Annotated in this window: 20 protein-coding genes; 6 read left to right on the forward strand and 14 right to left on the reverse strand. The window is 64.2% G+C overall.

Annotation, left to right across the window (positions count from 1 at the left end):
• Positions 1-23: 23 nt before the first annotated feature.
• Together styD and BH95_RS17160 are read right to left on the reverse strand one after the other, a co-directional pair.
• On the reverse strand, positions 24-1,496 hold the full coding sequence (gene styD / locus BH95_RS17155) for a phenylacetaldehyde dehydrogenase StyD (RefSeq protein WP_037183249.1): 1,473 nt from the start codon (positions 1,494-1,496) through the stop codon (positions 24-26).
• A gap of 13 nt (positions 1,497-1,509) precedes the next feature.
• Positions 1,510-2,622 carry an NDMA-dependent alcohol dehydrogenase gene (locus BH95_RS17160; RefSeq protein ID WP_037108000.1) on the reverse strand — a complete coding sequence of 371 codons (1,113 nt, stop codon included), beginning with the start codon at positions 2,620-2,622 and terminating at the stop codon, positions 1,510-1,512.
• A 285-nt stretch (positions 2,623-2,907) separates the two neighbouring features.
• Between BH95_RS17160 and BH95_RS17165 the strand changes: the two genes are divergently transcribed.
• Genes BH95_RS17165 through BH95_RS17175 form a run of 3 tightly spaced genes read left to right on the forward strand, consistent with a single transcriptional unit; the run spans position 2,908 to position 5,946 of the window.
• Positions 2,908-3,975, forward strand: a complete 1,068-nt coding sequence (locus BH95_RS17165) for a carbon-nitrogen hydrolase family protein (protein WP_037164505.1) — start codon at positions 2,908-2,910, stop codon at positions 3,973-3,975.
• The gene (locus BH95_RS17170; protein WP_080738029.1) at positions 3,968-4,972 is read left to right on the forward strand and encodes a phenylacetaldoxime dehydratase family protein; all 1,005 of its coding nucleotides are present in this window, start codon (positions 3,968-3,970) and stop codon (positions 4,970-4,972) included. Before BH95_RS17165 ends, BH95_RS17170 begins: the two co-directional genes overlap by 8 nt.
• Before the next feature lie 17 nt (positions 4,973-4,989).
• Positions 4,990-5,946, forward strand: a complete 957-nt coding sequence (locus tag BH95_RS17175) for a helix-turn-helix domain-containing protein (protein ID WP_026347374.1) — start codon at positions 4,990-4,992, stop codon at positions 5,944-5,946.
• Here the strand turns inward: BH95_RS17175 and BH95_RS17180 are convergent.
• A complete protein-coding gene (locus BH95_RS17180; RefSeq protein WP_230594341.1) occupies positions 5,927-6,187 on the reverse strand; it encodes an Lrp/AsnC ligand binding domain-containing protein in 261 nt (86 codons plus the stop codon). The two genes, BH95_RS17175 and BH95_RS17180, sit on opposite strands and share 20 nt — an antisense overlap.
• On the opposite strand from BH95_RS17180, the gene BH95_RS17185 reads away from it, so the two are divergent.
• Both BH95_RS17185 and BH95_RS17190 read left to right on the forward strand, forming a co-directional pair.
• Positions 6,136-6,444 (forward strand): rhodanese-like domain-containing protein, encoded by a 309-nt coding sequence (locus BH95_RS17185; protein WP_230594362.1) that lies wholly within the window; start codon positions 6,136-6,138, stop codon positions 6,442-6,444. The two genes, BH95_RS17180 and BH95_RS17185, sit on opposite strands and share 52 nt — an antisense overlap.
• Positions 6,445-6,521: 77 nt before the next feature.
• Complete coding sequence (locus tag BH95_RS17190; RefSeq protein WP_037164509.1) at positions 6,522-7,334, forward strand: alpha/beta fold hydrolase; 813 nt, start codon at positions 6,522-6,524, stop codon at positions 7,332-7,334.
• Here the strand turns inward: BH95_RS17190 and BH95_RS17195 are convergent.
• Positions 7,320-9,068, reverse strand: coding sequence for a helix-turn-helix domain-containing protein (locus BH95_RS17195; RefSeq protein ID WP_037164513.1), 1,749 nt, complete (start codon positions 9,066-9,068; stop codon positions 7,320-7,322). The genes BH95_RS17190 and BH95_RS17195 overlap by 15 nt on opposite strands.
• A 71-nt stretch (positions 9,069-9,139) precedes the next feature.
• On the opposite strand from BH95_RS17195, the gene BH95_RS17200 reads away from it, so the two are divergent.
• Positions 9,140-10,513 (forward strand): FAD-binding oxidoreductase, encoded by a 1,374-nt coding sequence (locus BH95_RS17200; RefSeq protein WP_037143124.1) that lies wholly within the window; start codon positions 9,140-9,142, stop codon positions 10,511-10,513.
• Here BH95_RS17200 and BH95_RS17205 read toward each other — a convergent pair.
• The 10 genes from BH95_RS17205 to BH95_RS17250 are packed head-to-tail and all read right to left on the reverse strand — an operon-like array spanning position 10,503 to position 21,349.
• A complete protein-coding gene (locus BH95_RS17205; RefSeq protein ID WP_037143122.1) occupies positions 10,503-12,263 on the reverse strand; it encodes an ABC transporter substrate-binding protein in 1,761 nt (586 codons plus the stop codon). The two genes, BH95_RS17200 and BH95_RS17205, sit on opposite strands and share 11 nt — an antisense overlap.
• Positions 12,264-12,309: 46 nt before the next feature.
• Positions 12,310-13,140 (reverse strand): ethanolamine ammonia-lyase subunit EutC, encoded by an 831-nt coding sequence (gene eutC / locus BH95_RS17210; RefSeq protein WP_080733973.1) that lies wholly within the window; start codon positions 13,138-13,140, stop codon positions 12,310-12,312.
• Positions 13,140-14,537: an ethanolamine ammonia-lyase subunit EutB gene (gene eutB, locus BH95_RS17215; RefSeq protein ID WP_037183252.1), complete on the reverse strand. Its 1,398-nt coding sequence runs from the start codon at positions 14,535-14,537 to the stop codon at positions 13,140-13,142. Before eutB ends, eutC begins: the two co-directional genes overlap by 1 nt.
• Positions 14,538-14,545: 8 nt before the next feature.
• On the reverse strand, positions 14,546-15,547 hold the full coding sequence (locus BH95_RS17220) for an ABC transporter permease (RefSeq protein ID WP_037107980.1): 1,002 nt from the start codon (positions 15,545-15,547) through the stop codon (positions 14,546-14,548).
• Positions 15,544-17,052, reverse strand: a complete 1,509-nt coding sequence (locus tag BH95_RS17225) for a sugar ABC transporter ATP-binding protein (RefSeq protein ID WP_037183254.1) — start codon at positions 17,050-17,052, stop codon at positions 15,544-15,546. The genes BH95_RS17220 and BH95_RS17225 overlap by 4 nt, the downstream gene beginning before the upstream one ends.
• A gap of 9 nt (positions 17,053-17,061) precedes the next feature.
• Positions 17,062-18,090 carry a sugar ABC transporter substrate-binding protein gene (locus tag BH95_RS17230; RefSeq protein WP_037107975.1) on the reverse strand — a complete coding sequence of 343 codons (1,029 nt, stop codon included), beginning with the start codon at positions 18,088-18,090 and terminating at the stop codon, positions 17,062-17,064.
• A gap of 28 nt (positions 18,091-18,118) precedes the next feature.
• A complete protein-coding gene (locus tag BH95_RS17235; RefSeq protein WP_037164518.1) occupies positions 18,119-18,961 on the reverse strand; it encodes a polysaccharide deacetylase family protein in 843 nt (280 codons plus the stop codon).
• A 15-nt stretch (positions 18,962-18,976) separates the two neighbouring features.
• Positions 18,977-19,855, reverse strand: a complete 879-nt coding sequence (locus BH95_RS17240) for a carbon-nitrogen hydrolase family protein (RefSeq protein WP_037164521.1) — start codon at positions 19,853-19,855, stop codon at positions 18,977-18,979.
• 25 nt (positions 19,856-19,880) lie between these two features.
• Positions 19,881-20,636 carry an SDR family NAD(P)-dependent oxidoreductase gene (locus BH95_RS17245; protein ID WP_230594342.1) on the reverse strand — a complete coding sequence of 252 codons (756 nt, stop codon included), beginning with the start codon at positions 20,634-20,636 and terminating at the stop codon, positions 19,881-19,883.
• Positions 20,633-21,349 carry an SDR family NAD(P)-dependent oxidoreductase gene (locus BH95_RS17250; protein ID WP_037108704.1) on the reverse strand — a complete coding sequence of 239 codons (717 nt, stop codon included), beginning with the start codon at positions 21,347-21,349 and terminating at the stop codon, positions 20,633-20,635. The genes BH95_RS17245 and BH95_RS17250 overlap by 4 nt, the downstream gene beginning before the upstream one ends.
• Positions 21,350-21,393: the final 44 nt, after the last annotated feature.

The following is a 21,393-nucleotide window of genomic DNA, read 5'->3' on the forward strand; positions in this document are numbered from 1 at the left end:
GACGCATTTCCACTCACAGCGGGTCACAGGACGATGGTGACGACCTTCTCCTCGGTGTTGGCTTCGATACCGGCCCAACCCAGCTCACGGCCGGTGCCACTGCTCTTCATGCCGCCCCAGGGAAGTGCCGGATCGATTGCAGCCCAACCGTTCACCCACACTGCGCCGGAGCGAACCTGCGCCGCCAGCGAATGCGCACGCGAGACGTCGCGCGTCCAGATCGACGCCGCCAAGCCGTAATCCGTCGCATTGGCGATGCGGATCGCCTCTTCGGGAGTGTCGAACGGGATGACCGTGCCGACAGGACCGAAGATTTCCTCCTGAGCGATCTTCATGTCGTTGTTCGCGTCCGCGAAAATCGTCGGCTCGACGAAGAATCCGTCACGCTCCGGACTCCCACCACCGGCGGCAACCCTGGCCCCACCGTCACGCCCTGCCTGGATGTATCCCATCACCGAGTCGCGTTGCTTGGCGTTGACGAGCGCGCCCATCGTGGTGGCGGGGTCGAACGGATCTCCGAGCACCTGCGCCGACGCTGCCGCGGAGAGGCCGTCGACCACCTGCGAGTACAGCGAACGGTGCACCAACACACGGGTACCCGCGGCACAGACCTGACCTTGATTGAAGAACAGTCCCATCGCGGTGCCGTTGATGGCAGCGTCGAGGTCGGCGTCCTCCAGAATGATCTGCGGCGACTTACCACCGAGCTCGAGTGTGGTTCTCTTGAACGTATCGGCGGCCTTCTTGGCGATGATCCGGCCTACGCGCGGGCTTCCGGTGAAGCTGATCTTGTCGACGCCGGGATGTCCGACGAGCGCGTCGCCGGTCACCTCGCCCAGGCCTGGAACGACATTCACGACGCCGGCGGGCACTCCTGCCTCGTCGATGAGTCGCGCCAGATGCAGGATCGACAGCGGCGCGTCCTCCGGCGGCTTCACGACCAGCGTGTTGCCGGCCGCCAACGCGGGAGCCAACTTCCAGGCTGCGATCATCAGCGGGGTGTTCCACGGGATGATCGCACCGATCACTCCGACAGGCTCACGCACGGTGTACGAGTGCGTCGGCTGCCCGAAGTAGCCGGCCGTCGGGATCGTCGTGCCCTGGATCTTGTCGGCCCAGCCAGCGAAGTGCCGGAATGTGGCTGCCGCGTTGGGGATGTCCAGCATTGCGGGCTGTCCGACGGGCTTGCCCACGTCATGAGCTTCGAGGCGGGCAAGCAGATCGCCGTCGCGTTCGATCAGGTCGGCGATCTTGTTCAGCAGCTTTCCGCGGATGACTCCTGGAGTCGATCCCCACTCACCGCTGAGCTGTGCGCGGGCAGCTCGTACCGCGGCATCGACGTCCTGAGCCGTTGCGGAGGCAATGTCGACGAGCAGCTGACCCGTAGTGGGATTCAGGTCCGCGAAGGTTCCACCGTCGGACGCGTCGTGCCAGTTGCCGGCGACGAACAGCTGCGTGGCGGTGTTGTCGGGAAGAGTCGTGAGTACTGCAGTCATGTGTCGAGCCTTCCTAGTACAGGATGAGTCCGCGGACGTTTTCGGCGTTGCGCATGGCCTCGTACCCGTCGTTGACCTGGTCGAGTGTGTAGGTGCGCGTGATCATCTCGTCGAGCTTCAGCTGACCCTCCATGTACAGGCGCAGCAAGTGCGGGATGTCGAAGCGGATGTTCGCGTTGCCGAACCACGCACCTTTGAGCGTCTTGCGCATGGCCGTCAGGTCGAACAGGCTGAGCGAGGTCTCGGTCTGGGTGACGTCTCCGACCGAGACGTTCACGCAGGTTCCACCCTTGGCCACCAGGCTCATGGCAGGTGCGATGATCGCACCGCTCGCCACGTCGATGGTGATGAGTACCTTGTCCGCGAGCGCTCCCCAGGTCAGGTCGTTCACGAGAGGCAGCGCCTCGTCGATGCTGGCTGCGGTATGCGTCGCACCGAAGATCTTGGCCTGTTCACGCTTGAACGGCGACGGGTCGACCACGACCACGTGGCGTGCGCCCGCCAAAGCAGCACCCTGAACAGCGCCACAGCCGACGCCACCCATACCCAGGATCACGACGGTCTCGCCTGCAGAGACTCCCGCGGCGTAGACAGCGGAACCCCAGCCGGTGGTGACGCCGCAGCCGACGAGCGCGGCCTTGTCGAGTGGGATGTCGTTGGTGATCTTGACGCACGACGCTTCGTTGACCACGGTCTGCGGCGCGAACGTGCCGAGGAGGCACTGGATGCCTGCGTCTTGGCCTCGCACATGATGGCGGGCCGTACCGTCGCTGACCTGGTAGCCCTCGAGCAGGTGAGCGCCCAGGTCGCAGATGCTGGACTGGCCGTTCGCGCAGGCCCTGCATCGACCACAAGCGGGGATGAAGCCGAGTGCGACGTGGTCTCCTACCTCGACGGAGGTCACGCCCGGTCCGATTTCGGTGACGATCCCTGCGCCCTCGTGTCCGCCGATGAACGGAAGCAGTCCGACGGGCACGCTGCCGTCACGCACGTGTTCGTCCGAGTGGCACAGGCCCGACGCGGCCAACTCAACCTTCACTTCGCCGTATTTCGGAGCATCGAGAACCAGGTCCTCGATCTTCCAGTCCTGACCGGCTTCCCAGAGAACTGCTGCTTGCAATGTCATTGCTGACCTTCTTTCCGAGTGTGTCCTAGGTCATAGCTTCGTCTCGGGCACCCCGCAAAGACTTGTCGCTGCGCGCACAGATGTTGTCGTTATGCGCACTCGGCCATGCATCGGCCGCAGCTGTCCAATTCAGCCGAGTTGTTTCCCGGGATCTACCCCAGCGATTACCGCTCTGTTTCGGCGCGTCCGCGTGCAACGCAGAGTCAAATTTCTCGACATTCTCAGGCCATCCGAGGGCCTTCTCGCAGGCAAAACTAAGGCACTCCCCCAATGAAAGGCCCACCCATGACGCACCATCAGTTCCGCGCCGCAGCCGTCCAGGCAGCACCGGTATTCCTCGATCTGGATGCCTCCATCGACAAGGCCATCGGCCTGATCGAGGACGCCGCACGTGCTGGGGCAGAGCTCGTCGCTTTCCCCGAGACCTACCTGCCCGGCTACCCCTGGTACATCTGGCTCGACGCCCCCGCCTGGGGCTTCCAGTTCACGCAGCGCTACTTCGACAATTCGCTCGAGTACGGAACACCGCAGGCAGACCGAATTACGCAGGCCGCCAAGGACAACCACATCATGGTCGTGATGGGCCTCAGCGAACGCTACAAGGCCAGCCTCTACATCGCGCAATGGATCATCGACGCCGAGGGCAAGACCGTCGCGATGCGTCGCAAGCTCAAGCCGACCCACGTCGAGCGGACCGTCTACGGCGAGGGCGACGGTTCCGACCTCTCGGTATACGACACCGATCTAGGACGCGTCGGCGCACTGTGCTGCTGGGAGCACCTGCAGCCACTGTCGAAGTACGCGATGTACTCGCAGAACGAGCAGGTCCACGTCGGCGCCTGGCCCAGCTTCTCGTTGTACACCGGCGCCGCGTACGCCCTCGGACCGGAGGTCAACACCGCGGCGAGCCGCATCTACGCCGTCGAAGGTGGTTGTTTCGTCATCAGCCCGTGCGCGACGGTCTCCCCCGAGATGATCGAGATCATGTGCACCGACGACGCCAAACGCGAAATGCTCACCGCGGGCGGAGGACACGCCAGGATCTTCGCGCCCGACGGCCAGCTGATGCACGAACCTCTCGCACACGACGAAGAAGGACTCGTCTTCGCCGACATCGACACCAGCCTCATCTCGATCGCCAAGGCAGCGGCCGATCCGGCCGGACATTACTCCCGGCCGGACGTTACTCGACTGTGGCTCAACAAGACTCCAGGTGATCGAGTCGTCTCCGGCGCTCAGCAGACCACCGCCACCCGCTACGACGTCGTCGCAAATGCCGAAGACGTCACCGCTGAAGTTCGCCTGGAAATCGTCGAGCAACTCGCTCGTGACGAGGCCCCGGCACATGTCTGATCTGGAATCCGCGATCCCGGAGCATTTGGCCAGAGAACGCACCTGCCCCCGCCGGACACCCGAGTCCTACCAACCGCCGTTCCCGTCGTACGTCGCTCGATTCCCGGTCTCGACGACGCGAGTGGTCATGGCGTACTTCGGTATACAAGGCACTCCGGATGACAGCCCATGGGGAGTCGACGGGCCGCCGCGCAGCGATCGTGCACGGTACGTCGACGAGGAAGGCATCGACACGACGGTGTTCATCGGCTACTGGGACGACACCTTGACCTTCGACCGCTGGTATCTGTCCAAGGGCATCGCGTGGACGGACACGCCGGGACGGTTCGTCGAGGTCATCCGTCCGACGGTCGACCGCTACGAGACACTGTTCTCGTCGACCGGACGATTGGAAGGCGTTGCTACGCTCACTGATTCCCTGAGCGGACAGATCGAGGAACATGCCTACTGGGGCGGCGTTCGCGATCGAATTCCCCGGTCGCAGCATGATGCTCTGAAACCGTCCGGTATGCCGGAGATCGTCCGCGACGGCAACAAGGTTCGGATCGTTCCGCACGACAACATCTGCCTCATCAGGTCCGGACAGGACTGGGCGGACACCGCGGGCACCGAACGTGAGATGTACCTGCGGGACGTCGAACCGGTCCTGCGGGCCGGGATGGACTTCCTGCGCGACGACGGCCTGAGCATCGGATGCTTCGCCAACCGGTACATGACCGTCGTCGACGAGCACGGATACGATCTCGACAAGTCGTTCGGCATGAGTTGGTGGCGCTCGTTGGCCGAGTTGGAGGCCTGGGCGGAGTCCCATCCGACGCACGTCGCCATCTTCGGCGCGGCACTGAATTACCTGTCCACGATGGGGCCGGCCGCGCAGCTACGGCTCTACCACGAGGTCACGGTCGCGTCCGCCGACGAGCAGTTCTTCGAGTACTTCGGCTGCCATGATCGCACCGGTCTCCTGCGTACGGCGTCGGCGCGATCTACGCTGGGATGAGACTGGAGGTACCCCACATGGCTGACGCTCTGCGCACGGATTCCGTCGACCAGGCAGACAGCATCGATTTCTGGACGGCGGCGGTGAGCCGCACCTACGTCGACCTGGACTGCACGGTGCCCCAGGATGCGTCGGCGATATCCGGGAAGATCGAGTCGACGGATCTGGCGACGCTCGGTCTGTCCAGAGTGGCGGCGACGGCCCAGAACGTGCTGCGTACCCCAGCCGGTATCTCCCGCACGAGCGCCGACTACTTCCTGGTGAGCGTGCAGACGTCGGGAACGGGGATCATCGCGCAGGACGATCGGACGGCGATTCTCGAACCCGGCGACTTCGCCCTCTACGACAGCACCCGGCCCTACAGCCTGCACTTCGACGACCCGTTCGCGCAGTACGTCCTCATGCTTCCCGGGGCCACGCTGCGCACCCTCGTGCGGGACACCAACGAGCTGACCGCGAGAGCGGTGTCCGGTCGTCACGGTGCCGGCAAACTTCTGGTCAGCATGATCTCCTCGATCATGGACGACGTCGACATGAGCGCGGCCTCCGCCGAGGCCGTCTCGCAGAGTGTCGAGTACATCCTCGTCGCCGGTCTCGTCGGGCTCACCGGTGTCGAGAAGCCCGCGCCGTACGCGGCATCGCAACGCCTCGACGAGATCAAGCGTGCGATGACGGCCGGCCTGCGTGATCCCGACCTGACGGTTGCAAAAGTAGCTGCCGCACTGCATCTGTCGCTCAGCACAGTGCACCGCGCCTTCGCCGGTGAGCCGTGCACCGCAAGCGAATGGATCTGGATGCAGCGACTCGACGGCGTCAAGCGTGCGTTGTGCGAACCTCAGAACGCTCACACGACCATCGGTGCTCTCGCAGCGTCGTGGGGGTTCACCGACCCGGCGCACTTCAGTCGCGCGTTCCGGAGCCGGTTCGGGTGCTCGCCGCGGGAATTCAGGGATGCTATCGAGCCGGTGCGATAGGACGACCGGGCAAGGTGCTCGAGTAGACGACGCTCGTGGTGATGCTGCCGAGGGTGGCCAGACGACCCGTGATCCGTTCGAGGTCACGCATGGTGCGGGCGACGACTTTGAACACGAAGCAGTCGTCCCCGGTGGTGTGGTGGGCCTCGATGATTTCCGGGGTGGTGTCGATGACCTGCCCCCATCGTGGTGGACACCCGAAACCGACAGTCGTGGGATCAAGGCCATATCCCTGGAGCACTGCACATACCGACACTCGACATGCAGGAACATGCTTCGCGCGCACTTCCTGATCGCGACGCGGACATCGTCGTCTACTGCTGGGGTCCGGGGTGCAATGGCTCGACGAGAGCTGCGCTGGCTCTCACTCGACTGGGCTACACCCACGTCCGCGAGCTCATCGGAGGTTTCGAGTACTGGGCACGTGAGGGGCTGGCGATCGAAACAGCATCCGGCCGCAGCCGTCGCCCGATCGACGACCTGACCGCGCCGGTGTGATGCGCTCGGTAGAGGAATCCTCCATGTCGTAGGCGACTGATCCGTGGTTGCATCGGGAGCGACCCGAAGGAGTGCCCATGCCCACCGTCGTCACCAACGACAATGTGACTCTGAACTACATCGACGAGGGCGCCGGGCCCGTGATCGTTCTGATCGCAGGTTTCTGCGCTCCTGCGACGACGTGGGTGATGCAGCAGGACGCACTGGTGAAAGCCGGTTATCGAGTTCTTGCTCTGGACCGCCGAGGGCATGGTGACTCGGAGTCTCCCGAGCACGGTGCCACGATGGCCAGGCACGGTCAGGATGTCGAGAATGTCCTCGCGGCTCTGGGCGTCGACGATGCTGTGCTGTGTGGCGGCTCCATGGGCGCGAGCACCATCTGGTCGTTCGTCTCGCAGTTCGGCACCGGCCGTGTGAAGGCCGTCGTGTCGGTGGATCAGACCCCGAAGATGATCAACGATGCCGAATGGTCCAACGGGTTCTACGGATTGACCGACTCCAACAAGGACACGTTCTTCGCCGACGGGGTACCGGACACGGGAAGGGGTCTGCCGAAGTGGAAGTCCGCGTTGCCGATCCTGAAGCTCGTCACGAAGCTCCGCGCGATGCCGAAGATGGTCTCACCCGATACGCCACCGATGAAAGCCCTTCTGCACGATCACGCAGTAGCGGACTGGCGCGAGGTCGTTGCCACCGTCGACGTCCCGGTACTGATGGTCGCCGGTAGGGAGAGCCAGTTCTGGCCGTGTACGCACGCAGCGGACTCCATTGCCGGAAACCCACTCGGACGCTCCGTGGTGCTCGAAAACTGCGGTCACGCGTCCAACATGGACCGCCCCATGGAATTCAACGCTGCACTGCTGGACTTTCTCGGTTCACTTCCCCAATAGATCCGCGCTTCGTCGGAGTCGCATCAGCACCTGCAGGTCCAGTGCCTTGTCCGGGTCACGCCATTGGGAACCGATGAGCCGATCGATGGCGTCGAGTCGTTGGTAGAGCGTGTTGACGTGCACTCCTAGGCTTGCGGCGGTGGCCGAATGGTGACGCCCGTGGGCAAGGTACACCGACAGCGATTCGAGCAACGGAACGCCCCGCTTGCTCTGCTCGGCCATCAGCGGACCCAATTGCTCCTCGGTCAGTTCGTCGAGATGCTCACGAGCCATGTGGCTCAGCAGGATTCGGTAGATACCGAGTCCGCGTGCCGACGACACCTCGCCATCTCGTCCGAGCGTGATCAACACGTCGACGGTCTGCTGGGCCTCGCGGTAGGCAGCCGCCAGCGCGACCGCTCCGCGGGCAGGCTCCGAGATCCCCACCGTTGCACCCGTCGTGAACATCGGCCGAACCACAGCCGATTCCTGCGCGGGCACCGCGACCAGCACCCTCGAACCATGTTCTGCCACAACCGTACCCACCGGGAATTCCGATCTGCCGATCTCGGTACGGGACACCATACCCTGCGCGACGGCGATGCAGTACGAAGCGCCCGGGGACAGGCCGGCAAGGCGAAGTTGCCGTCGCTCGTCGTCTGTGGTCGACGCCGGATGAGAGAGCAGATCAACCAGAAACGCGTCCTGCGCCCGCCTGGCAGCTTCGGCCGCCGCGCGCTCCTCGGCGAGCGACAACGCGATGGCGGGCACCGCGCGGTCCAGGAGCAGCCGCGTCTGCTGATCGTCCGGACCCACCGAGATCAGGACACCGAGAAACTCGCCCGCAGCGGCAACACGGTGGGCAATGACGGAGTCGTCGGCGACGATGTCGGCGCCGTCGCGGCATTGCCCGAACAGGATCTCGACTGGAACGACCCGTTCCTCCAGAGACTCCGGAACAGACGAGGCGTCGGTGAGAAAGAACGCCGGTCGACCGGACAGTGTCGCCACCTCCCGAACGAGACGACCCACCCCACCCCCGCGCAGCACCACCTGAGTCAGCGTCCTGTCCCACTGCAGTGTCTGTTCCAGTTCGGCGGTCCGTGCCGACAGCTCGGCGTTCACCACTTCGAGCCGTTCGATGGCGCGGACGTTCTCGATGGCAATCGCAGCGTGCGCGGCAAGAGCGGACAGCAATGCGATCTCACTGTCCGCGAAGTCACGCTCCTGACGCTTGCACGCGAACAACGCACCGATGACCCGATCCCCTACCTTCAGCGGTACCCCGAGCAGCCCCCGCATGTTCTCCGACCGCGCCGCGCTGTCCGCACCGGTGATGTGCCGGAACGCCGGCTCGCTCTGATAGTCGGGCGTCCACGACGGAGACGCTCCGCGCACGATGACGCCCACCAACCCCTCGTCCTGAGCCAACCGGATCCCGATCAGATTCGGAGTCAGAGCACCGCTGGTGACCTCGATGACGAATTCGTCGTCGTACACCGAGCCCATGTAGGCGAGGTCGACTCCCAACAACCTGCGCGCCTGGTCGACGACCTCCTGAAGCAGGACACGGTCGTCACGTGCCGTCGTCAACCGCACTGCAATGTCGTTCAGAGCCGCCAGCTCGGTGCTGCGTTGGCGACGCTGGTCCAGCAACGCACGAAGCCGCAGGGCAGCGTGCGCGTCGGGACCGGGGAAGGCGAGGCGATGCGCCTCGAGCTCGTCGATCGAAGCGTCGTCGAGCAGCAAATCCATCCATGATCTATCCGACGCCATGGACAGAACCTACATTGGTGGAGACCCAGCTCACAGATAAACTCGGAGACATGACGCTCGTCGAACAACTGTTGGATTCTCTCCCCGCGGACCGCATCGTCGTCGATCCGGACGTCGTCGCGTCCTACCAACACGACGAGGCCGAGTGGGCTCCGTACTCCGTGCCGGTAGCGGTTGTCCGGCCGCGGACCGCAGAGGAAGTCCAGGCCGTCGTACGAGCCTGTCTGACGCACGGCGCCCCCGTCGTCACCCGCGGCGCGGGCACCGGACTGTCCGGCGGCGCCAACGCCACCGAGGGGTGCGTCGTCCTCGCCCTCGACGGAATGGACGCCGTCAAGGAGATAGATCCGCTCGAACGGTATGCCGTCGTCGAGCCTGGCGTCGTCAACGACCACCTGAGGGCAGCCTGCGCAGAACAAGGCCTCTGGTACCCACCGGACCCCGCCAGCTCACCCTGGTCGACCATCGGCGGCAACGTCGCCACCAATGCCGGCGGCTTGTGCTGCGTCAAGTACGGCGTCACCCGAGACTACGTCATGGGCATGCAGGTGGTCACCGGAACCGGTGAGCTGGTCCGGCTCGGTCGGAAGACCGCGAAAGGTGTTGCGGGATACGATCTCGCAGGCCTCATGGTCGGCTCGGAGGGAACCCTCGGGATCATCACCGAGGTCACCGTCAAACTCAGACCGCTGCAGGATCCGCAGCGCACGGTCGCGGGATACTTCGACTCGATCGTCGACGCCGGGCGAGCCGTGGCCGCGGTTGCCGCAGCGGGACTCACTCCGTCCGCGTTGGAACTGATCGACAGACAATGCCTCATCGCCGTCGATGCCTGGAAGAACATGGGGCTCTCGGTCGAAGCGAACGTCGTGTTGCTCGGGCGGATCGACGATCCAGGCCTCGTGGGAGACCAAGAGGCAGAGAAGATGCTGTCCTGCTTCGACGAGGCGGGCGCAACCTGGTCGGCGGTGTCCACCGATCAAGAAGAAGCCGACGCGCTGTTCGCGGCCAGGAGGTTGGCCTACCCCGCGATGGAGCGCCTCGGACCGGTACTCACCGAGGACGTGTGTGTCCCGAAGAGACATGTGCCGGAGATGCTCTCGCGGATCGAGCAGATCGGCCTGCGGCACGAGACGACGATCGCGAACATCGCCCACGCAGGCGACGGTAACCTGCACCCACTGCTCATCACACCGCACGACGACCTCCCCGCGCGCGAACGCGCACAGGCAGCGTTCGCCGAGATCATCGACGCGGCACTGGAACTCGGCGGCACCGTCACCGGTGAACACGGCGTCGGGTTGCTCAAGATGGACGGGCTGGTTCAGGAACTCGACCCGATCGTCCTCGACATGCACCGCTCGGTGAAGAACGCCCTCGACCCACACGGCATCTTGAATCCGGGCAAGGTTTTCACCGGGTAGGCGACTGCCTGAACCACGGTGGAAGCTGGAACGCACTGTCCGCCTGCGGGTCCGGACTGAGTATTCGGTGCTTGCCGTCCTGGATCTGATACACCAGATGCGCCTGGGCCAACGAGGCATCCGCCGACGCCAACGGGTACGCGACGGCAGCCTGCCCTTTGCCGCCGAGGTAGTACGAGCCGTTGACACCGCGGTGCACGAGACTGCGTATCTCGTGCGAGACCTTTCCGTAGTCCCGCGGAGATGCCGACCGAGACCACGCGTCGGCGAGAATCATCGTGCGGTCATAGGAAATTCCGGCGTGCGACCGTCCGGGGAACACTCCGTAGGCGCGCTTGTAACGCTCGGCGAAGCCTTTGCTCACCGGATCCGAGTACGTTCCGGTCACCGTCGCCCACAGGATCCCGTTGGCACGCTCGCCCAACTGCTCTCGGAACTCCGGGATCGACGGCGCGTAGAGGCTGTAGATCAACGTATCCGGCATGTTGTCCAGGAGTGCTCGGATGGTCGCGACGGTGCCGTCGACGAAGTAGTGGCCGATCAACAGTGCTGCAGGAGCGAGAGACCGCACACGGCTGGCGGCGTCGACCCAGTCCTGCGTGCTGGGACCGACCCGGACGATGTCGAGCGACCACCCCTGTTCCTGAGCCAGGTCGGCAGCTCGATCGAGTCCCAAGTTGGACACCTTCCATGCTCCGAGCAACACCACCAACCGCTTGGACGACGGGTTCCACTGTCCCCGCCTCTTCAGGCCTGCAAGAAATTCCACGAACCCGGGGCCGTAGTTGGTGTCACTCGGGCAGACCTGGAAGATCCGCCCGTACCGCGACGGGTCGTGCTCGACACGTTGGACCATCGCGTCGAGCGTCGCAGCGTGCAGATAGGGTGCCCCGTAATCGGCCGCGACTTCGTGCGCCACTTCCTGCCACGCGAAATAACCCGAGGTAATGGCGTCGACGCCTTTGCCTGCCAGTTCGAGCATGCCCTTCTCGATGCTCGACTCCGACACGATGTCCACGTCGGCGGTGGCCAGTTCGACACGTCGACCGCAGACACCACCACGGGCGTTGATCTCCGCGAGTGCCAGTTCGGTGCCGCGCACCATTTCCTCGCCGTCGGCACGTGCGATTCCGGTGATCGGAACAGCCGAGCCGATCACGAGTGGCTGCAAACGGATACGTCGCGATGCAGGGACCAGCCTTCTGCCCGGCACCGCGGCGGATGCCCGGACGAGAGCGAGATGCTCGAAACCGTCGGTCCCGCCAGGCACGGGCAACCGCGTCATGCCCTCGTCCAAAGCCTTGGTCGCGGCCGCGGTTCGACTCTTGACCCCGAGCTTCGCGAGAACTCGGTCGACGTGAGTGGTGACCGTCCTCGGACTGAGCCACAGTCGGTCGGCGATGTCCTGGTTCGTCAGGCCACCGGCCAGGAGGGTGACGACGTCGACCTCCCGTGCGGTGAGCCCCCACACGAGTTCTGCGTCCTCGCGTATCGACACCTCGGCGCGTGCCTCCGCACCGGCATCGACGAGGGAGATGCACACGGCGAGCAGCTGCTTCTTCGGCGACATCCACCGAAAGCGCGCCTCGAGGAGGTCGTCACGCATGACTCCGACGGCGATGGCCGCGACGTCACCGGGAATCGTCGACAGCGGTCCCGGCTCGGTCACCCAGGAATGTTCGACGGTGCCGTCGGGACGAACCAGATAGCTCGCCGCGACAGTGGTGTCCGCATGATGATGTAGCTTCACTGGCGAAGAGCCTTTCCGACCTAGAACTCGAGCTTCCCCGCCCTGGTCAGGACACTAATCCGGAAACCGGCGTCAGTTGTGTCGAACGAGTTAAATCCGTTCGACCAGCAGTGTGATCTTCCGCGGCGAGCGCGAGATTTTCCTTGATCGCCACTCCGCTGTAGCGACGGCTGTGCATCTGGGCGGCCAAGTCGAGGATCCGAGCGACCGAATCGACCGGGCCCACCCCACGTGCATGGATGTTCGCGACGAGGTTGCGGTCGGCGTCGGTGTTGCCCGGCCCCGGTCGCCACGCCATGTACGCAGACAGACTGTCCGCCGCACGCAGCCCTGGTCGCTCACCGATGAGGAGAACCACCACGCCCGAGCCGAGCGAAGCGCCGATATCGTTCATGATCCCGACGCGGCAGTTCTCGACGGTGATCACCCTCCCGACGGTCCATCCTCGCGCACTCGCACCGTCCAGCAGACCGGGCAGAACGAGTGGGACCTGGCGGGCGACGGCAGTCCCGGAAAGACCGTCACCCAGAACGATCTGGATGTCGGCGTCTTTCGTTCCTCGATGCCGCAGTTCGGACCGTGACTCGGTGTCGAGTACGCGTCCGAGATCGGGACGCACCAGGTATCGCTCGCGGGATCCGGCCGCACTGACGAGGTGGATGGGATCTCGACCTGCCAGCACCCGCTCGAGTTCCCCGGAGCGGTAGTCGACCGCGGAATGGACCGCGTCGCGGGCACTGGCGTGGTCGGCTCGAAGCTGCAACAACAGCGAGGTCGGGTACGACGTACCGGCCCGTCCCACTCGGATTCGCGCAGGAGTCACGGTTTCCAGGGCGCGCCGAGCCGCCGCCCCACCGTTCTCGACGAGGTCGTCCATCACGCGCCGATCGCTGGAAGGCTGCGCGCACCGACTGCCGCCGACCACTGCTCCGGTAGCTCGAGGATCCCCTGCGCCGGGTCCCAGCCACGTTGCTCGGACAGCCACGACGCGAACTCCGGAGCGGGGCCGCTCCCGAGCAGCTTCCGGACGCTCGCGACGTCGTGGTAGCTGGTCGACTGATAGTTGAGCATCACGTCGTCCCCTGCCGGGACGCCCATCACGAACGTGCACCCGGCCAGGCCCAGCAGGGCCAGGAGGTTGTCGTTGTCGTTCTGGTCGGAGTCGACGTGGTTGGTGTAGCAGACATCGCACCCCATCGGGAGTCCCATGAGCTTGCCGACGAAGTGATCCTCCAGTCCGGCTCGGGTGATCTGACGCGAGTTGGCCAGATACTCGGGGCCGATGAATCCCACCACGGAGTTCACCAGGAACGGGTCGTAGAGTCGCGCGACGGACTGCGCCCGGGCTTCCAACGTCAGTTGGTCGACGCCGTGGTGTGCGTCGGCGGACAGCGCGCTCCCCTGTCCGGTCTCGAAGTACATGAACTGCTCGCCGACGAACTCGTGTGCGCGACGCCGATGGGATTCCGCCACACCGTCGCGCCCTTCGGCCAACATGTCGAGCGAGATCCCGAAGCTCCGATTCGCTGCCTCGCTGCCCGCTACCGATTGGAACAGCAGATCGACGGGGGCGCCGCGTTCCAGCGCTGCGAGTTGGGTCGTGATGTGCGACAACACACAGGACTGGGTCGGTGCTCCGGTCAGTTCGATCAGGTCGTGAATCGCGTGCAGTACCCGGCCGACGGTATCGGGCGACTCGGTCGCCGGGTTCACACCGATGACGGCGTCGCCGCAGCCGTACATCAGACCGTCCAGCGCCGACAACATGATTCCAGTGACGTCGTCGGTCGGATGATTCGGTTGAATTCGACACCCGAAGACGCCGCGTTCACCCTGCGTGTTGCGGCACTTGGTCACCACCTGCAGCCTCGATGCTGCGACGATCAAATCGAGGTCACTCATCAGTTTTGCTGTTGCTGCGGCGATTTCAGGACCGATCGCCGACGCCAGTCCGCCGTTCCATTCCGTCGGAAAACTTTCGGACAGAACGACCTCACGAAACTCGCCCACGGTCAACGCCGAGATGGAACGGAAGCCCACTTCGTCGTGCGCGGCGTGGACGGCGTCGGTGATCGCGTCCTCGATGACGGGCTCACCATGGATCCTCGCCAGGGTCTCCTCGGACAATGCGATCTTGGCTGCTATCCGTTCGCTGTCGGATCGAGCCGCGATGCCGGCAAGCTCGTCACCGGATTTGATCTCGTTCGCTTTCGCCAACACCTCTTTCAGCGAATCGAATCGAAATCGCTCCCCGCCCACCAGAGCCTTGTACATGGGACTCCCTAGGATCGGCGTCGTGCAGCGGAATCGAGAGCGACAGCGGCGATCACGATCAGACCCTTGGCGATGAGCTGCCAATGCTGACTGACGTTGAGGCTGTAGAACACGTTGGTCAGCGTCGCGAGGATCAGCAGACCGACCGCGGAGCGCCACATCGCGCCCTCTCCGCCGCGCAGCGACGTTCCACCGACGACAACGATTGCAATGGCGTCGAGCGCGATGTTCGCACCGACATCCGCCTGCCCGACGGCTAGGCGCGACGCGTCGATCATCCCCGCGATCGCGGCAAGCGCGCCGGTGAGCACGTACACGCTCGCAGTTATCGACGGAACCCTCAGTCCCGACAACCAGCCGGCTTCGGTGTTACCACCGACGGCCTGCACGTTTCGTCCGATCGTCGTCTTGGCCAACACGATGCCGCCGACGACCATCGTCAGGATCAGGATGAAGATCGGAGTCGGGATGCCGAGCGTGTGCGACTTCGATAGTGCCTGGAAACCGGGTTGGGAGACGATGAACGGTGCGGAGTTGGAGTAGATGTAGGCCAACCCCGAGATCACCGACGCAGAACCGAGCGTCGCGACGAATGGGTTGATGTGAAGTTTCGCCACCAACAATCCGTTGGCCAATCCGCACAGTAGACCTGCGGCCAACGCTGCCGCGCCGGCCAATGCCACCGAACCGGTGGAGATCGTGACGCCGGCGAACACTGTCGAACCGAGTGCGTACGTTGCGCCCACGGACAGGTCGAATCCACCCGAGATGATCACGAATGTCATACCGACAGCGATGATTCCGACGGCTGCGTTCTGGACCAGGATGTCCCGGATGTTCGCCGGCGCCAGGAACCCGTCGTACAGGAACGTCGCGACGACGACGAGAAGTACCAGCACGACCAGCATGCTGTACTTCACCAGGAAGGTGCTGGGACTGGTCTTCTTCTTCGAAGACTTGTCGGGAGCGGGACTGCTCGCGACCGGGTTGGTGTCGATTGACGTACTCATGCTGCATCCTCTCGAAAGCCGAGCTTGACGATGTCGGCCACCGTGAATGTCGGTGAACCTGCTGGAATGTCGTCGACGATCTGTCCGTGCGCGAACACGAGCAGTCGGTCGGCGACTGCGAGAACTTCCTCGAGTTCGGAGGACGTGACCACGACGGATGCGCCTTCCTCGGCCAAGTTGACGAGCGAGGCGAGCACCTCGGACTTGGCACCGATATCGATACCGCGCGTCGGTTCGTCGACGAACAGGACCTTCGGTGTGTGCCCAGCCCACTTGGCGAGCAACACCTTCTGCTGGTTGCCGCCGGAGAGGTGGACCACCGGTTCGCCGAGACGACCGGGGTCGAATCCGAAGTACCGCACCGGTTCCGACGCACCGTCACGCTCTCGTCCCGGACGGAGCCATCCGAACGTGCGTGTCGAGCGGCCGAGCCAGTAGTTGCTGGCACCGTCCATGTTGAGTACGAGGCCGGCACGTCGACTCTCCGGAACCAGAACCAGCCCTGCGTCGATGGCCGCGCGAGGACTCTTGGGCCAGGCGATCTCGGCACCGTCGAGCGTCATCCGACCTGTGGCTGCCGGTTCCATGCCGCAGATGGAGCGCATGAACGTCGTCCGGCCGGACCCGACGAGTCCCCACAACCCGACTATCTCGCCCTGGCGGACGGTGATGTCGAGACCGTGCAGGACGTTCGGCAACGACACGTCCTGTGCTTGCAGCACTGTCTCGCCCAGCGGCCGGCGTTCGGCGCGCACAGCGACCTCGACGTCGCGGCCCACCATTTCCTGGATGAGACGCTTTCGATCCCATTCGGCACGGTCCGCGGTGCGTACGATCGTTCCTTCTCGCAGCACGGTGATGCGGTCCGCAAGTGCCAGAACTTCTTCCAAGTTGTGGCTTACGAAGATGATCGTCGTGCCCTGTGAACGTAGGCGGTCGAGCAGCCGGTACAACGTATCCCGCTCGTGCTCGGCCAGAGCCGCGCTGGGTTCGTCGAGCATCAACACCTTGCTGTCCGCCTGGACACCGCGCATGATCTCGAGAATCTGCTGGGTGGACACCGACAACTCACGCACCGGGACGCCCGCCGGGATGTCGACGTCGAAGTCGACGCACATCTCGGTGAATCGGGCGCGCATCGCCTTCCCGTCGAGAATGCCCCGCCGGGTGAGATTCTGTCCGAGGAATACATTGGCCACCGCATCGAGCGCGGGCACCATCGTCAGTTCCTGGTAGACGGCCGCAAGACCGAGTTGGCGTACTTCCCGGGGGTTGCCACCGTGCAGTTCGGTGCCGAACACCGTGATGGAACCCGAACTGGCTTCCACACGGCCGCTGATCATGCCGAGGAGCGTGGACTTGCCTGCGCCGTTCTCCCCCACCAGAGCGTGCACACTGCCTGCTTCGATCTGCACCGTCGCCGACTTCACTGCGCGATTGGCGCCGTAGGTCTTGCTCACCTCGATGCAGTCGATCGCGGTCGACCGCGTTTCGTTCACAGTCATCTCGCGCCTCTAGTACTCGGCCGTGAAGTCGGCGACGTTGCTGCGCTCGGCGAACGGTGTACCGGGGAGGGAGTCCGACGTGGACAGATCGACGAACCGCGCGGTGTCGCGCTTCTCGACGGTGTCGGCGAGTCCCTGGATCGCCATGCGGGTCTCGAGACGCGGAAGCATCATCACGCTGCTGGTGATGGCACCGGAAGAGACGTTGTCGAGCGCCCACTGATCGCCACCGAAGTCGTACACCGAGACATCGCGGCCTGCGGTCGCCTGCACGACCCCACGCGTCATGCCGGAGAAGTTCGACATCACGACGTCGAGATCAGGGTTGGCCTGCAGAATCGTCTGTGCGGCTTGGAAACCCTTGGGAGTGGTGTAGTCGGTGGTCTGCTTGGCGACGACCTGGTACCGGCCGTCACCGTCGAACGCCTGTGCTGCATCGAAGAAGCACAGCGTGTTCGCGTTGAGGTCGGGTCCGGAGATCAGCGCGATCTTGGCGCCGTCGGGATGGTCGGCTTTGACCTTCTCCACCCATGCTTCGTAGACGTCGAGGGTCTGCCCGCCTACGTAGTTGACGGTGCCGGGCTCCCAGGTCTCCTCGCCACTGTTGGTGGCGCGGCCGCAGATGGGGAGGTTGAACACCGAGACGATGATGTTCTTTTCGGGTGCCTGCTGAGTCAGCATGTTGCACACGAGGTTTCCGTCGTTCGGCTCGACAGCGAACGCGTTGTACTTTCCGCTCGTGATCGCATTCTGCATCTGATCGAACTGAGTCTGAGCGTTGAACTGTCCGTCGAAGACATCGAGTTCGGCGCCGAGTTCGTCGGCTGTCTTCTTCGCCTCGTCGATGGAGGCCTGCAGGTAGGCGTTGCTCGCTCCGGCGGAGAAGTACGCGATCTTCAGATCGGATGCCGAGTCGACGGTGGGAACTGTCTGCTCGCGCCCTTCGCCGGAGGAGTCGGCGACTGCGTCGACCGAACAGGCGGGCAATACGGTGAGCACTGCTGCCGCGGCTGCGATGCTCATGGTGCGAAGCTTCATGATGGTCCTTTGAGTTTGGAAGGGGCGTTCAGTTCTCGGTCCACGTGTCGTAGATGTCGCTGAGGGACGCGAACCAGACGCCGTCGTGACCGGACATGTAGTCGAGGAGCTTCTCGAACATGACGATGTGGTGCGCGCGAGCAATGGTCTGCGGATGCACCGTCAGGGCCATGACTCCGCCTGGGACGTTGTCGTAGCAGTAGTCGAAGTGGTCCTTCCAGCGCTCGTACATCGACGCTGTCGACTCGAAGCCCTGGTTGACGCCGGGGATGTACTCGGCCGCGGGGAAGTCGTCGAGGAACCAGGACACGGGGAACTCGAGAATCGGTGACGGGGCGCCGAGGACGCTTCCCTCTTCCCAGCGCACCTCCACCGGACGCGGATGGTACGGCTCGAAATCGCGGCCCATGAGCGAGGAGTCCCATTCGAAACCGTGCTCTTCGAGGATCGACATGGTGTGCTCGGTGAAGTCCCAAGCCGGCGAACGGTATCCGCGCGGGCGCTTTCCGACGTACTTCTCGTGCAGCTTCAGGGTCTTGTCCATCAGGTGCCGTTCGGTGTCGAGATCGAGCGACGGCACCGACTCGTGGTAGCACCCGTGAGCAGCGACTTCCTGTCCTGCGTCGACGATGCTCTGGAAGGCGTCGGGGAACGTCTCCATGGAATGTGTGGGGGTGCACCAGGTTCCGGCGATCTTGTAACGATCGAACAGTGAGAGCATCCGCGGCACACCGACCTCGGCGCAGAACTCACCGCGGGAGAGGTAGCTGGGGCTGGTCTTGCCGAACGTTCCCATCCAGACACTGTGTGCGTCGAAATCGCAGCCGATGTTGACGGCGATCTTCTTACCTTCGGGCAGGTTCAGAGGCATTTGTCGAGGTCTCCTTCATTCGGGGAGTAGGTCTGCGGAAAATGTGCGATACAGCGGATTTCGGCGCTGCCGATCGAAGAACGTCGTCGCCGCTCCCGTCTTTCGGTTCTCCGCAAGCAGGTCCAGGTCCAACGTGGCCGTGATGACGTCCTCGACGTTCGTCCGGGCCTCGGCCACCACACCGTCAGCGGGGAAGTCCAGATCACACGGGCTCAGGATCGATGCCCTCGCCCAGCCCGGTGACAGTGGTGCTCCGGCGAAACCTGCGATCGGTGCGTGTACTGCGTAGACCTGGTTCTCGATGCATCTCGCTGACGCGGTGTGCCGGACGCGATAGAAGCCGGCCTCGGTGAACGTGTACGACGGCATCAGCAGAAGTTCGGCTCCGCGCCGTGACAGAACCGTGCTGACCTCAGGTATCTCGGCCTCGTAGCAGACCGCGATTCCGACGGTGACGTTGCCGAGATCGATCGGATCGAGTCGGTTTCCTTCACCCGTTCCCCAGTCGGCCTCGGCCGGGAAGATGTGAGTCTTCTCGTGCCGGTATTCGGTGCCGTCCGGAGTGAACAGAAAGGCCGTGTTCAGCAGCCCCTCCTCGGTGCGCACGAGGTGTGTGCCGGCGAGGATGTTCTGACCACGAGTGCGGGCGAGGTCCGCGAACAACGCGCGGTAGTCGTCGGTGTACTCCGAGATACGTCCGAGTTCGGAGATCGGATCGGACTGCCACCCGGGCTTGACGGTGAACAGCGGCTCGGTGACGAGCTCCGGGAACACGACGATGTCGCTACCGTCCGTCTGCTCTGTGAGCCCTCGGACCTGTGCGGCGAAGGCGTCGAAACCGTCGAGCTCGCGCATTTCGAATTGCACCGCGGAAACGGTGACTGTCCTGCTCATAATGAATCTCTTTCTCGTTCGGGCTCTAGCGAGCGAGCAGGCCGCCGTCGATGACCAGATCGGTTCCGGTGACGTAGGAGGACTCGTCGCTGGCGAGATAGACACAGCCATAGGCAATTTCGCTCGGTTCCGCGCCCCGTCCCATCGGCGTTCCACCGATGACGCGTGCGTTGATCTCCGGATCCTGAGCTTCGGCGAGAGGCGTTCGAATCCACCCGGGCACGATCGAGTTCACTCGAATTCCCTGCTGCGCATATGTGATTGCCGCATTTCGGGTCATGGACCGTACGGCTCCCTTGGCAGCCTGGTACGCCGCGACGCCGACGCCACCGACAACCCCCCATGCCGAGGACAGGTTGATGATCGAGCCTGCGCCTGCCGCGAGCATGGACGGAACGACCGCGCGCATACCGAGCCACACACCGGTCTGATCGACGCCGATGACTCGGTCCCACTCGTCGACATCGATCTCCTCGATGCCGGAGTATGCGATGACGCCTGCGTTGTTGACCAGTACGTCGATGCTGCCGTGCTCGGCGAGGATGGCCTCGACTGCGCGCTGCCAGGCCGCCTCCTGCGAGACGTCGAGGGCGATGGAGTGGGCACCGTCGATCCGTTCGAAACTGTCGGTCAGGTCGGCCGCGTAGACAGTGGCACCTTCGGCCACGAACGCTTCGGCCGTCGCGCGTCCGATTCCCTGTTGCGCGCCGGTGACCAGCGCGACCTTGCCGTGCAACCTGTTCATGGTGGAGCGTTCGCTTTCTCGGGTAGGGGCGCTCATTGCGCGAGGTATCCGCCGTCGATAGGCAGTTCGACGCCGGTGACGAAGGCTGATTCGCGCGACGCGAGATAGACGGCGCCCCAGGCGACATCCTCGGGATCTGCACCGTGTCCGAGCGGTGTGGCGTCGAGGTAGCGAGCGTTGAGTTCGTCGGTCTGCCCGACGGTCATCGGCGTCTTGATCCAGCCGGGAAGAATCACGTTGGCGCGGATCCCGTCGCGGGCGTAGCTCACGGCCGCGTTCTTGGTCATGGTGATCACCGCGCCCTTGGTGGCGTGGTAGGCCGCGACACCGGGCACAGCTGTCGATCCACAGATCGAGGACACGTTCACGATCGACCCTGCGCCGTTGGCGCGCATCGCCGGAATGACGGACTGCATACCGAACAGCACGCCGGTCTGGTTGATAGCGACGATGCGTTGCCACTCGTCGACGGGTGTCTCCACGATGTCGTGGTAGCCGGCGACGCCCGCATTGTTGACGAGTACGTCGACCTTGCCGTGGGCGGCCAGCACGTCCTCCAACAGTGCCGACCACTGGCCTCTGTCGGTCACGTCGTGCTGACGGATCGCAACCGCACTGTCCCTGGTCAGGCCTTGGACGTCGGTCGCGACGACGGTTGCGCCCTCCAAGGCGAAACGCTCGGCGATACCCAACCCGATACCGCCCGCCGCACCGGTCACGATGGCCACTGATCCGGACAGACGTCCCATCATGCCTCCTTCTGCTTGCCTCACCGAGATCGGTGATGCGCATC

Origin of the sequence: Rhodococcoides fascians A44A (assembly GCF_000760735.1) — a bacterium.
Lineage (GTDB): Bacteria > Actinomycetota > Actinomycetes > Mycobacteriales > Mycobacteriaceae > Rhodococcoides > Rhodococcoides fascians_E.